We start from the raw sequence: 12,501 nt of genomic DNA, 5'->3' as shown, positions 1-12,501 counted from the left end.
CGAACTGTAATCGAGCGACTACCATGAACGAACACGATCACTTTTCAAGCGTGCTGGACGTAGAGGCCGTCGAGGAGTCGCTCGAGCACCACTTCGGCGACAACGAAGGCGGCATCGCGGCCGACGCTGACGAGGCGCAAGCACATGAACAGCAAGCCCCGCGTAAGAGGCCGATTCCAAAGGCATTGTTGCTGATTGGCGGCATGGTGGGATTCGTCGTCGTGGGGGCCGGGTATCAGCATTTCTTCGGAGCACACCCGCAAAGCGCGCCGCCGGCGGCGATGATGGGAAGTAGCGGCCTCGAGGGCGGAGATACGCCGCTGCCGGCCGGCACTGCGATCACGCAGCAGGCGCAAAATGGAATGCTCGCGCACGGCACGGTGGCGCCGCCGCTGCCGAATCCCATGCCGGGACAGGTATCCGAGCCTATCGGGCCGATCCCTTCGCAGCAGAGCAGCCGCGCGACATGGGCCGACGCCGCCATGGCGGCGTCGGCCGGATCGCTTGGCGGCGAAGCCCAGCGAAACAGCGCGATGTCGGCGGTGGTGATGGCATCCGGATCAACGGCAGCCGCGCCGCAGGCCGCTGCCTCGATGGAGCCGTCGCCGTCGCCCGCGGCGGCGTTCAGCCATACGAACGCATCCAGTGCCGCGACGATGATTCCGACATCGGCGGAGGGCGGTACTGCATCGGGCGGCCTGGCCACAGGTGCGGCAGCGCCCGCGGCCCCGGATGCCTCGACGTCGATGAATGCCGTCTCGGCGCCCGACCCGAAAGATGTGGAGATCGCGAAGTTGCAGGCCGAGGTCGACGCGCTGAAAAGTCGCGATCGCGGTTCCAACTCCACGTCCGCAACGGGTCACGCCGCAGCACACCGCACCGCGAAGCATGCGAGCCGCGATGCGCGACCCGCCAAGACGCATCCGCATGGGACGGATTCGGCGACTCACGCCGTTCGCTCCGCGCAGCACCGCAAGCGCACGGGCACGGAGGTGCTCGCCGGCTATGCGATCAAGCAAGTGATTCCGGGGCAGGGCTGGGTTCAGGACGAGCAGAGCGGCAAGCAGCAGGTCGTGGCCGTCGGCGATTTCATCGGCACGGCGAAGGTCGTGCGCATCGACCCCGACCAGTATCGAATCGTAACGACGGCCGGGGTCATTCAATAATGGACTTGACGACGATCGCGACCAGCATCGCCTCCGACATCCTCGCATTCCGCGATCTCGCGCAGATGTTGGCAATCGGTATCGGCATCCTCTATTGCGGCAATTCGCTTCGCCAAGCGATTCGCAAATCGGCATCGCCCGGCATCGACATCAGCGGTCAAAGCATTTTCGCGTCGTTCTTCATCGGTGCGTTGATCGTCAATTTTGCTAGCACGATGGACAGCACGCTCGGCTCGCTAGGCGAATCCGACACGACCTACGGCAGCCTGATCTCGTACGTGAACCTTTCCTCGGCGGGGCAATTCGCCCCCGTCATCGCTGCGATCCTCACGATCGTCTCGACCTTCGGCTGGTGGTATGCCCTCAAGGGCTGGACGATGTTGCGCAAGGCATCGAGCGGCGGTGGCGGGGGCGGATACGAAGACTACGCGTGGAAAGGATTCATTCACATCCTAGGCGGGGCGGCGCTCGTGAACATCAACGAAACGCTCGCCGCGTTCCAGGGAACACTCGGCATTAGCTCTTTCAATTAACGGAGAAACCACACCATGCCACAAGCTATCCTCATCCATCCGCTGGCTCGCCTGCACTTGTACGCATCGGAGCACGCGCGAACGTTCGTCGTCGGTGCGATGGTGCTGGCGGGAATCGGTCGTCTCATGATGACCGACATGCCGCTTGCGGTAGCAGCGGTGCTGTTCATTGCCACTGCGCTTTGGCACGCCTCGCTGCCGCGCGCGACGCGCCTGTCGAACAAGCAGGTTGCCCTGACGGGGTTGATGCTGTTCATCGTGACGAGTCTCGTGTTCGCGGGTGTCGCCGACGCGCAATCGAGCGGCAGCACGCTCGGCGGCATGGCGACGAGCCTGAAGAACGACATGGCATCCGTCTACAACATGATCATCTACGCGTTCTATGGCGGCGGCATCGTGAGCACGGGGATCGGCGTGAACAACGGGATCAAGAAGTCGAAGGGCGACCAGCAAGTCACGACGGGCTCGATCTTCGGTTACGGCCTGGGAGGCCCTGCACTCGGCATGGTCGGTTACATCATGAACTCGGCCGCCGGTTCGATGGGCGCAAGCTCGAGCAACCTCAACGCGCTCCCCGCGGCCGCGCACTGAGGCCCTCGGTACTCGGCATATGAACGAGACCGGCGAAGACGGCTTCGGCATGCTGGCGCTGCCTTTGTTCGCGGCGGCACGGCATCTCGGCGAAGTAGGGCAGGCCAAGCACGGCGTGCTCGTTCATGCCGATGGCCTGCCGCAAGCCGAAATCAATCATCTGCAGCGCACGATCGCTGTCGTGCTCGAGATCGGCGACGACGCGCAACGCGCCGAGGCGAATGCGGTGCTGCAGCATCTCGCGAGCCGCAGCGAGATCGTTGCTGGAACGTGGGGCAGCGCCAATCCGAGCGAATTCGCTCGCGCGTTGCGATCATCGGCGGTGGACGATCGCGGCGTCGCCGCGACGGCTCGATTGGTGCTGCTCTACCGGCCCTCCCGCTTTGGCAGGGTCGTCAAGCAATGGATCGAAACACGTTACGGAGCGCTACCCCTCGAAGCGTGGAAGGACGTCCATGCGCGCGTGATGGCGCGCATGGGGCGTGCCTAATCAGCCGAGCCAGATGCCTTCGCCACATGATCCACATGAGCCGCATACGCCGAGCCATAACGGTATCGGCTGCAGGAGAACAGTTTCATGACCGTGATGAGTGCGCTGCTCGAGAACGTCGAGGCCTTGATCGCCTGGATCTCGAGCCATGCGCTAGGGGCAGACTTGCCCTCCTATTGCCAACTCGAGACGGCCATCGGCCTTGATTTCGACGATCCGCGTGCCCGGCAAATGGCTGCGATCGATCCGAAAGGGGCACGCCCGTACATCTTGATCACCCGTCAATGCGCGATGTTGACGCTGTTCGAGCTGACGGGCTCGATGGATGTCGTGGGCGACGTCGAATTCGAGCAGATCACGGACGACTTGCGGCGCGCGATGACGTCGTATTTCCAGAAAGCAGGCCACTCGATCGAACTGTCGTTCGAGCGCGATCCCGAGATGATCCGGCACAAGGTCAAGACGCTCATGCAGCCGTCCTACGATACGTGCGAGCGGGTGGGACTCGATCTGAAGGACATGCTGGACGACCGCTGCGAGCGTGTCGCTTCCCTGTGCTCGCACGAGTCGTGCTACGTCCTGCTCTACACGCATCTATCGTCGCTCACGCCCGACGAACTGAAGCGCGAGATGGAAACGCACCGCCTGCGCATGAAAGAGCACAAGGTGCAGCCGATGCTCGAAGCGCAGTCGGTCACGGCGATCCTCAAAGGTTTGTTGAGCCGTCACGAGACGTTCGTCGATGCGATGGAACGCGACTTCGTCCACGCGAAGCTGCACGTCGAGCGTTTGTCCACGCACGAAGCCGTGCGTGCGATTCGGCAGTCGTACGATCGGCGCAGAACCGATCACAAATGGAAACCCGTGTTGCCCGGCGATCGCTATACGCCGCGTGACACGCGCAACAAGTCGGTGTCGGGGCTTTATCTGCCGAAGCTTTCCGAGCAAATGTGCTCGGGCAAGGTCCATACCGAGAGTGATTTCGTCTGCATCAACGGCGAATATCACGGCTCCGCCTACATGGAGGTCGGGCCGCAGGAAATCCACGACTTCATGATGCTGTTCAACCGTGTGGGCAAAGAGATTCCGTGGCGCGTGAAGTTCTCGATCGAACCCGGCGGCCTCGAAGCGGCGAAGCTGAAGAACTTGGCGGTCAGCATCATCGGCTTCATGGGCAGCACGAACAAAGCCATCAAGCGATCGTTCGATGCGCTCGAGCAAGCGCAGCGCGACGGGGAATGCAACGTGTCGCTGCGCTTGACGGCGGCAACCTGGGGCCCCGACAAGAAGACCTGCGAAGACAGGCTCTCGGCGCTCGTGGCCGCCTTGCAAGGGTGGGGCGTGTCGCAAGTCAGCACCGACACTGGCGATCCGGTGCAAGGCCTCGCCTCTACGGTGCCGGGCTTTACCGACAAATCGGTCGCGCCGCGAATGATCCCGCCGCTCAGCGATCTCGTGCGTCTGCTGCCGATTCAACGCGCCGCGTCGCCCTGGTTCGCCGGTGGGTCGATTCTGCTGCGCACGCTGGACGGCAAGGTGTATCCGTTCCAGCCCAACTCGTCGCTGCAAACGGCATGGATCGATTTGATCTGGGCCGTCATGGGCTCGGGCAAATCGGTTTGGCTCAACACGCTCAACCTGGGCGCGATTCTTTCGCCGGGCCTCAAGCGTTTGCCGCTGATCACGATCATCGACGTCGGCGTGAGTTCGAGCGGTTTGATCGAATTGATCCAAAACGCGCTGCCCGAAGACCGGAAGCATGAGGCGATCTATGTGCGCTTGCGCAACACGGGCGAATTCTCGATCAATCCGTTTGATACGTTGCCGGGCTGCCGCAAGCCCACGGCATTCGATCGAGAGTTCTTGATCTCGCTGTTGACTGCGCTCGCGACGCCCGTGGGTCAAAAGCAACCGTACGCGAATTCATCGGAACTGGCGGGCATGGTCGTCGATGAAGTCTACGAGCGCTACTCGACACGCGGGTCCGAGAAGCGCTATGAGCCGACCATCGATGCGCTCGTCGATGCGGCGCTGGCCGAGACGGGCTTCGTGCACGACGAATACACGTCCTGGTGGGACGTGACCGATCATTTGACGGCGACGGGGCATACGCGCGCGGCGCGGCTCGCGCAGCGGTTCGCCGTGCCGGTGCTGGCCGATCTCATCGAATCGCTGGGCGCCGAGCGCATCCGCAGCGTGTTCGAGCCGAAGGAAGATTCGAAGGCGCGCGTCGACAACGGCATGACGTTGCTCGACGCGATGCGAATGGTCATCACCTCCGCATTGCGCGATTTTCCGATCATCGCATCGCATACGCGCTTCGAGCTGAACGAGCAATCGCGAGTCGTTGCGCTCGACCTCGAGGAAGTCACGCGCGGCGCGGGCGAAGACGGGGAGAAGCGCGCCGAAATCATGTACGTGTTCGCGCGGCAGATCGCCGCGCGCCAATACTATCTTCCCGAAAGCATCGCCGATCTCGCGCCAGCGATGTATCACGATGCGCATCGTCAACGCTACGAAGACATCAAGGACGAGATGAAAGCGATCTGCGTCGATGAAGTGCACCGGACGGCGGGCAAGAAATCGTTTCGGCGGCTCCTGTCGCTCGATCGTCGCGAAGGGCGGAAGCACGGCATCCGGGTGTCGTTGGCGAGCCAGTTCATGGCCGATTTCGAAACCGACGGCGAGTCGATCACCGAGTCGGCGTTCTCGGCTTACATCATGAATGCGGGCAGTCCGAATTCGCGTGCCGAGGCGCAGCGGATGTTCGGCTTGTCGAATTCAGCGATGGCGGCACTTCAGCGCGACGTGCGCGGCGCGGGGAAATTCCTCGTCTGGCATCAGACGAAAAGCGGCGTGGTCACGCAAGTGCTGCACAACGCGCCGGGGGCGATCGAGTTGTGGGCGTTTTCGACGACGGCAAAAGACGTGGGATTACGGCGGCGCCTATATCGGCGCACCTCGCCCGCCGTTGCACGGCGCATTCTCGCTAAAGAGTTTCCGAGCGGGACAGCAGCGCAATACTTGGAAAGCCGGCAAGCCGAGCAGGGCGCACGCGACGACGACAACATCATCGACACCGTCGTGCACGAGCTCGTCGTCAAATACGGCCTCGAGCGCGCAGGAATGCCCGTATGAGCGGGCGCGAGCGGACGACAGACAAGCCGCGAGCGCTCCGTCGCGCCTCGCGGGCCGGGCTGTATCTCGTGCCCGGCTATCCGGTGATCAAGGCGGTGGCATCGGTGAGGGACGCCGCGGCGGGCGGTATCAGGACGATCGCCGATCGGCATCAAGAGCTCGCCGCCCAGCGCGCCGATCCGCGTTCTCGCACGTTCAACGAAGCGATGGCGCTGCGCTCGCAGGACGCGTTGTCGCTCGAGGCGATCGAGCGTTCGTGCATGCGTAGGAAACAAGTCTCCATGGCGTTCGCGTTCGTGGCGGTGAGTTTCGTCATCGGCAGCCTCGGGGGGCACAACGTATTCGGCGCCTTTCTCGGCGTCCTGTTCGTCGCGCTTTGCGGCTTGTTCGCGCTGAAATACGAACATCGCGTCTGGCAGATCGAAACGGGTCGCGCGGCGCCCAACGAGCCGCTCGGCGGTTACCGGCAATTCTTCGCGCGCAAGGGGGCAATCAAGCGGTTGCTCGATCCGCATCTGTTCGATTGATGTGGACCAATGTGCGCCGCCTTCCACCGCCAATCAATCGGAGCTACGAAATGACGGGAATCGCTCGGCGAGTACGTGGCGCTGCCGCTTTTGCCTCGCTGTGGGCACTGTCGGGTGCGGCACTGGCCCAAGTTGCGTCGGCGCAATCGATCGGCTCGATCACGAGTGCCGCGTCGAACGGCACCGACAAGTCGATGTCCGCGCTGCAGCTCATCTACGGGGCAATCGCATCGAATCCGTTATCGGGTGGCTCGGCCACGACCGGAACGGCTTCGAGCGGGTTGATCTCGCAAGTCTTCCTCGTGCTGAATTCGTGCATTCTGGCCGTCGGGGTCCTTTGGGCCATGTACCACTTCGGCTCGGCGATGATCGCCACGGCGCAGGACGGCGAGTTTCTCGGGCAAAAGAAGTCGTCGCCTTGGTTCATCATTCGCATGGGCGTGGGCTTCACAGGGCTCGTGCCGATGTTCGGCGGTTATTGCGGCGCCCAGGTCATCATGCTGTGGGCGACGATGATGGGCGTGGGCATCGCGAACCTCTCGATGACTTCCGCGGTGAGCGTGTTGACGAACGGCGGAACGCTCATTGCGACGCCGGTCGTGCCGCAGGTAACGGCGCTCGCGCGGAGCTTGTTCGAGTCGAACCTGTGCGCGGCGGCTGCAAATCAGGCTGTCGCGAACCTGGACGGCGACGCTGGCGTCGCCGCAGACGCCGGTGAACTATTCAGCGCGAACACGACGGACATGAAAGTCGTGCTGATGAATCGAAACGGGCTGTCGTGCGGCGGCGCACAGGTAATGGGGAATGTGCAGACATCGTCGAATGCGTCCCCCGCTTCCGGCTTGTCGGCTTATTCGACCGATATGGCCTCGGCGCAACAACAGCTTTTGTCCGCGCAGGGGCAAGCGCTCGTTTCGCTGCAGGCGACGCTGGCGAGCGCCGCTCAGGCGTATGTTTCCGCCGTCAACAACCAAACACAGCCGGTGGACCCGCAAGCCACGATCGACGAAGCGGCGAAAGCGTATCAAAGCGAAGTGCAGGCCACGGTGACGAGCGTATCGAGCTCGCTCACCGGGGTCGCCGGCGACATCGGGGCGGAGCTCGCGCGCGACGGCTGGATCATGCTCGGCTCCTGGTATCAAACCTTTGCGCAGACGAGCTCGCAGCTCGAGGAGTTGGCCGACGCCGTTCCGGTTGCCGTACCTCCGACGGATCTGTCGAATTTGCCCTACCCGCAGCTCTATCAGAGCGTGATGGCGAGCTACGCGCTGCAGCTGCAGCAGGATACGTCGGTCTCGGCGAGCACGTCGACCATGGCGACGTCGAACAACTTGTACGCGGGGAACGTGACGCAAGATTTCGATATCGATATCCTCGCGCAGTTGTTCCCGGGCGCCGATCTCGTCGACCAGATCAAGGATCTAATGGTGAGCGCGACTCAACCCAGCAACGGCTTGCCCCTCAATCCGCTGATCGTGATGAAGAGCGTGGGTGACAAGATCGTCCACGAGACGGTGGAGTTCCTCAAACAATTCCTTCATTTCGATAAAGGCACGGACGATGCAGCCGCTAAAGCCGGCTCGGGCTCGACGGACGGCAGGGGCGCGATGAAGCCTGCCGGAGCGAACGGAGCGGCAGCCGGTTCGATCGAACCGTTCGTGATCGGAATGGCCGTCACCCTGCTGTTCTTCGGCGTGATGCTCTCCGTCTATATGCCAATGCTGCCGTTCATCGTCTGGTTCGGCGGAGTCGTGTCATGGTTCATGGTGGTGGCCGAGGCGATGGTGGCGTCTCCGCTATGGGCGATGACCCACCTCGACGGCGACGGAGATGGGCTCGGTCATCGGACGCAGCATGGCTATGTCTTCTTGCTCAACGTCATGCTGCGCCCCGTCGTCATGGTGTTCGGTTTCCTGCTGGCGGGCGCGAGCGTCATCGTGCTCGGCAGCCTGCTCAATACGATGTTCGGCATCGCGGTGAAAAACGCTCAGTATGGCTCGATGGCCGGGATGGCGGGGCTCATTGGTTTCGTCGTGCTGTACGTGGGGATGTGCCAGACGCTTTGCAATTCGGCATTCAGCCTCGTGCATACGCTGCCCGACAACCTGTTCTCGTGGATCGGCGGGCAATTGGCGTCCGCGCGCACAGGCTTCGGCGAACACGTCAAGCAAGGCTTCGAATCGGATATGCATCAAGGTAACGCGGAAGGGCATTCGCTGAGGCGATCCGCTAAACCCGGCCAAAATCCGCCGGGCTCGGGCCGGTCGGCCGCAGCCGGCGGCGTGTCGAGCGAGTGAGGAGCGAGTGAGGAGCGAGTGAGGAGCGACGGCCGGCCAACCGCGGCGGCACTGGCGCCGGCCTACTACCGCCGCGCCCGCATCGCCAAATGATCGACGAGCCTTTGCGCCGCCGGCTGCAATGCTTCGTAGCCCTTGAAACAAATGGCGAAGCGTCGCGCCGCCCATTCATCCGTCAGCGGCACGACCTTCATATCGAAGATCCGCGCATAGGCCCGGCCCACTTCGGCAGGCACCACGCTGATTCCGAGATTGGCCACCACCACGCGAAACGTCGCGTCGAACGTCGATACGATCATGCGGTACGACACGCTGCGCCCGATCGCGCCCGCCGCCCGTCGCAACATCGTATGAACGGCGGTCGAGGGCGGCATGCCTACGTGCTCGAAGTCGAGCGTTTGCTCGAGCGAGACCGACGCATGCCGCGCCAGCGGGTGGTCGGGGTGCACGACCAGCGCGAGATGATCCTGCCGATAGGGCCGATGCGAGAGTCCTTGCAGATCGACGGTATCCCAGCACACGCCGATCGACGTTTCGCCGTCGCGCACCCGCCGCACGATTTCGAGTGAGATCAGCTCTTCGACGCTGACCTTGACGTTCTCGTGCTCGGGCTGCCGCATGAACGCGGCGATGTCGTCGAGCAGGGTCTCGGCGATCGCCGATGCCGACGCGCAAACGGAGACGCTACCGACGAGCCCGCGCTTGAAACCGGAGACGTCGGTGGCGATGCGCTCCATCGTAAATAGCGCGTTGCGCGCGTGCTCGAGCAGGACGATGCCGGCCGGCGTCGGTTGAACGCCGCGGCGCGCCCGTACCAGCAGGGGGACGCCGAGATCGCTTTCGAGCTGCGCGATGCGTTTGCTGATCGCCGACGGCTCGATGTGCATCTCTTGCGCGGCGCGCGCCATGTTACGGTGTTCGCAAACGGCGACGAACAGCCGCAGCGTCTTCAAATCGATATCGCGCATGGCTTGGGGGCGCCGAACGGCGGCCGGATGGGTGGGAGGTCGAGAGCTTCCAATTCGGAACGATTCCGGTTCCAAAATATCGCTTGATGGTTCGTCGGGAATGGCTAAAGTTATCAACCATCGAGCAGGCGCGCAAGCCGTCGGCCCTCCCCGGAGAGATTACCCATGACGCCCTTCCCATCGCATGCCGTCATCCGAGAAGTCGGGTTGCGCGACGGCTTGCAAAGCATTCAGACGATTTTGCCTATCGGGCTCAAGTGCGAGTGGATTCGCCGCGCTTACGAGGCCGGTCAACGCGAAATCGAGGTCGGCTCGTTCGTTCCCCCGCGCCTGCTGCCGCAATTGGCCGATACGGCCGACGTGGTCGAATTCGCGAAGACGCTGCCGGGGCTCGTCGTTTCGGTGCTGGTGCCGAACCTGAAAGGCGCGCAGCGGGCGCTGGAAACCGGCGCTCACGGCATGCTCGTTCCATTGTCGGCGAGCCACGCGCATAGCCTGGCGAATCTCCGTAAGACGCCCGATGAGGTCGTGGCCGAAATCGCTTCGATGCGGGCGGCGCGCGATGCGGCGGGATCGAAGACGCGAATCGAGGTGGGTATCAGCACGGCATTCGGATGCACGATCCAAGGCGAGGTGCCGCATCGAGACGTGTTGCGTTGTCTGCAGGCCGTGCTCGATGCCGGTGCCGATCAGGTGGGTCTGGCGGATACGGTCGGCTATGCGGGGCCGCGCGCGGTGCGCGAGTTGTTCGAGAAGGCGAAGCGGATCGCCGGAGACCGGCTGGCCTGTGCGCACTTTCACGACACGCGCGGGCTCGCGCTGGCCAATGTCCACGCTGCCCTCGACGTTGGCATCGAGCGGTTCGATGCCTCGCTCGGCGGCATCGGCGGATGTCCTCATGCACCGGGGGCGAGCGGCAACGCATCGACGGAGGATCTCGCGTTCATGCTCGGCGAAATGGGCATCGAGACTGGGTTGAACATCGAGGGATTGCTGGCGCTGCGCGCCGACCTCGCTCGTTGGCTGCCTAAAGAGACGCTCCACGGCAACCTCGCGCGAGCCGGCTTGCCGAAAACGTTCGCCGTTCATTCCGTTCATTCTTCCAACGATCCGACTGCGGAAATCCGATGAACACCGCTGCCTCGCTTCCGCTCGACGGCATTCGCGTCGTCGAATTCACGCATATGGTCATGGGACCGACGTGCGGCATGATTCTCGCCGACCTCGGGGCCGAAGTCATCAAGATCGAGCCGCCCGGCGGCGACAAGACGCGCCGGCTCCCGGGTCTCGGGATCGGTTTTTTCCGCACGTTCAACCGGAACAAGAAGAGCGTCGTGATCGATATCTCCACGCCTGCCGGTCAGGCTGCGGCCGTCGATCTGATCGGCGAATGCGATGTGGTGATCGAGAATTTCCGGCCCGGTCTCATGCGCGAGTTCGGGCTCGATTACGAGGCGTTGGCCAAGCGCTATCCGCGGCTCGTCTATGCCTCGCACAAGGGCTTTCTGCCGGGACCTTACGACAAAAGGCTCGCACTCGACGAAGTCGTGCAGATGATGGGCGGCTTGGCGTACATGACGGGGCCGGTCGGCCGTCCGCTGCGCGCCGGCGCATCGGTCAACGACATCATGGGCGGAATGTTCGGTGCGATCGGCATCTTGGCCGCATTGCGCGAGCGCGATCGCACGGGGTGCGGGCAGGAAGTGCAGAGTGCGTTGTTCGAAAACTGCGTGTTCCTATGCGCGCAGCACATGATGCAGTACGCGATGACGCGACAGCCGTTGCCGCCGATGCCGGCGCGCGTCTCGGCCTGGAGCGTCTATGACGTCTTTGCGCTCGCAGGCGGCGAGCAGTTGTTCATCGGCGCGGTCAGCGACAAGCAGTTCGTCGCACTGTGCGGCGTGCTCGAGCGTGCCGATCTTGCCGCCGATCCCCGCTTCGCGACGAATTCGTCGCGCGTCGCGGCACGGGCCGATTTGATTCCGATGCTGGCCGGCATCGTGCGGGACCATCGCGTGGACGAACTCGTGCCGAAGCTCGAAGCGGCTGGGATTCCCTATGCACCGATCGTCCGGCCGGAGCAACTGCTCGACGATCCGCACTTGAAAGCGAGCGGCGGCCTCGCGCCGATGACGACCGAAGATGGCGGAACGACCGATACGGTATTGCTACCGCTCACGATGGGTGGACGGCGCCCGGGCGTGCGGCACGCGCTCGCCAAGGTCGGCGAGCACACGCAGGAGGTTTTGGGGCGGTTGATCGAGCGGGCGCACGAAAACGGCAACGAATGACACGACTTTCATGATGGCCCTGAGTTCGCGTTCAGCGCCCTCTGATCTCCGCACTCACGGCGGCATCGGCTTCGCTATGCGGCTTCAGATAGCGCGGTAGCAAGGCGATCTCGCGCTTCGGCAACGGCCTGCTGTAAAGGAATCCCTGCGCGATCTCGCAACCATACACGTTCAGAAACGCAGCTTGCTCCATCGTTTCGACGCCTTCCGCTACGACGCGGTGCCCGAGGCAGCGGGAGATCGACAGGATCGCTTTGACGAGCTCGGCATGGCGACGATCGGTCGTGACTTTCTGCACGAAGCTCCGATCGATCTTGAGCGTGTCGATCGGAAAGCGCGTCAGATAACTGAGCGCCGAATAACCGGTGCCGAAGTCGTCGATCGCAATCGATAGCCCAATGCGCTTGAAGGCGGACAACGCATAGGCCACCGAATCGTCTTCGTCGAGCAGCAAGCTTTCGGTGATTTCCAACTCGAGCCATTCGGGGCGGCAGCCCGTA

11 protein-coding genes are annotated in these 12,501 nt (G+C 63.2%); 9 read left to right on the top strand and 2 right to left on the bottom strand.

The window, feature by feature from the left end:
- Positions 1 to 23: 23 nt before the first annotated feature.
- From ACTHNZ_RS14635 to ACTHNZ_RS14605, 7 genes are all read left to right on the top strand, one after another.
- Complete coding sequence (locus ACTHNZ_RS14635; protein WP_440543224.1) at positions 24 to 1,166, top strand: hypothetical protein; 1,143 nt, start codon at positions 24 to 26, stop codon at positions 1,164 to 1,166.
- Complete coding sequence (gene traQ / locus ACTHNZ_RS14630) at positions 1,166 to 1,699, top strand: conjugal transfer protein TraQ (RefSeq protein WP_440543223.1); 534 nt, start codon at positions 1,166 to 1,168, stop codon at positions 1,697 to 1,699. The genes ACTHNZ_RS14635 and traQ overlap by 1 nt, the downstream gene beginning before the upstream one ends.
- 15 nt (positions 1,700 to 1,714) lie before the next feature.
- Positions 1,715 to 2,290: a hypothetical protein gene (locus tag ACTHNZ_RS14625; protein WP_440543222.1), complete on the top strand. Its 576-nt coding sequence runs from the start codon at positions 1,715 to 1,717 to the stop codon at positions 2,288 to 2,290.
- Positions 2,291 to 2,309: 19 nt separating this feature from the next.
- Positions 2,310 to 2,780 carry a hypothetical protein gene (locus ACTHNZ_RS14620; protein ID WP_440543221.1) on the top strand — a complete coding sequence of 157 codons (471 nt, stop codon included), beginning with the start codon at positions 2,310 to 2,312 and terminating at the stop codon, positions 2,778 to 2,780.
- 87 nt (positions 2,781 to 2,867) lie between these two features.
- The gene (locus tag ACTHNZ_RS14615; protein WP_440543220.1) at positions 2,868 to 5,918 is read left to right on the top strand and encodes a hypothetical protein; all 3,051 of its coding nucleotides are present in this window, start codon (positions 2,868 to 2,870) and stop codon (positions 5,916 to 5,918) included.
- A complete protein-coding gene (locus tag ACTHNZ_RS14610) occupies positions 5,915 to 6,445 on the top strand; it encodes a hypothetical protein (protein ID WP_440543219.1) in 531 nt (176 codons plus the stop codon). Before ACTHNZ_RS14615 ends, ACTHNZ_RS14610 begins: the two co-directional genes overlap by 4 nt.
- A gap of 50 nt (positions 6,446 to 6,495) precedes the next feature.
- A complete protein-coding gene (locus ACTHNZ_RS14605; protein ID WP_440543217.1) occupies positions 6,496 to 8,742 on the top strand; it encodes a DotA/TraY family protein in 2,247 nt (748 codons plus the stop codon).
- A 65-nt stretch (positions 8,743 to 8,807) separates the two neighbouring features.
- On the opposite strand, the gene ACTHNZ_RS14600 is transcribed toward ACTHNZ_RS14605, so the two are convergent.
- A complete protein-coding gene (locus ACTHNZ_RS14600) occupies positions 8,808 to 9,710 on the bottom strand; it encodes a LysR family transcriptional regulator (RefSeq protein WP_440543216.1) in 903 nt (300 codons plus the stop codon).
- Between the two features lie 165 nt (positions 9,711 to 9,875).
- Between ACTHNZ_RS14600 and ACTHNZ_RS14595 the strand changes: the two genes are divergently transcribed.
- On the top strand, positions 9,876 to 10,841 hold the full coding sequence (locus ACTHNZ_RS14595; RefSeq protein WP_440543215.1) for a hydroxymethylglutaryl-CoA lyase: 966 nt from the start codon (positions 9,876 to 9,878) through the stop codon (positions 10,839 to 10,841).
- Positions 10,838 to 12,001, top strand: coding sequence for a CaiB/BaiF CoA transferase family protein (locus ACTHNZ_RS14590; protein ID WP_440543214.1), 1,164 nt, complete (start codon positions 10,838 to 10,840; stop codon positions 11,999 to 12,001). The genes ACTHNZ_RS14595 and ACTHNZ_RS14590 overlap by 4 nt, the downstream gene beginning before the upstream one ends.
- A 31-nt stretch (positions 12,002 to 12,032) precedes the next feature.
- Here ACTHNZ_RS14590 and ACTHNZ_RS14585 read toward each other — a convergent pair.
- On the bottom strand, positions 12,033 to 12,501 hold a 469-nt coding region (locus ACTHNZ_RS14585; RefSeq protein ID WP_440543213.1), incomplete at its 5' end, for an EAL domain-containing protein.

The organism is Trinickia sp., assembly GCF_051953955.1.
Taxonomy (GTDB): Bacteria; Pseudomonadota; Gammaproteobacteria; order Burkholderiales; family Burkholderiaceae; genus Trinickia.
This window is presented reverse-complemented; position numbering and strand designations above follow the sequence as displayed.

Bases quoted from the DNA above. Each gene is read 5' to 3' on its own strand.
- ACTHNZ_RS14635 (WP_440543224.1), top strand. From the start codon at position 24: ATGAACGAACACGATCACTTTTCAAGCGTGCTGGACGTAGAGGCCGTC.
- ACTHNZ_RS14610 (WP_440543219.1), top strand. From the start codon at position 5,915: ATGAGCGGGCGCGAGCGGACGACAGACAAGCCGCGAGCGCTCCGTCGC.
- ACTHNZ_RS14605 (WP_440543217.1), top strand. From the start codon at position 6,496: ATGACGGGAATCGCTCGGCGAGTACGTGGCGCTGCCGCTTTTGCCTCG.
- ACTHNZ_RS14595 (WP_440543215.1), top strand. From the start codon at position 9,876: ATGACGCCCTTCCCATCGCATGCCGTCATCCGAGAAGTCGGGTTGCGC.
- ACTHNZ_RS14620 (WP_440543221.1), top strand. From the start codon at position 2,310: ATGAACGAGACCGGCGAAGACGGCTTCGGCATGCTGGCGCTGCCTTTG.
- ACTHNZ_RS14590 (WP_440543214.1), top strand. From the start codon at position 10,838: ATGAACACCGCTGCCTCGCTTCCGCTCGACGGCATTCGCGTCGTCGAA.
- ACTHNZ_RS14615 (WP_440543220.1), top strand. From the start codon at position 2,868: ATGACCGTGATGAGTGCGCTGCTCGAGAACGTCGAGGCCTTGATCGCC.
- ACTHNZ_RS14625 (WP_440543222.1), top strand. From the start codon at position 1,715: ATGCCACAAGCTATCCTCATCCATCCGCTGGCTCGCCTGCACTTGTAC.
- traQ (WP_440543223.1), top strand. From the start codon at position 1,166: ATGGACTTGACGACGATCGCGACCAGCATCGCCTCCGACATCCTCGCA.
- ACTHNZ_RS14600 (WP_440543216.1), bottom strand. From the start codon at position 9,710: ATGCGCGATATCGATTTGAAGACGCTGCGGCTGTTCGTCGCCGTTTGC.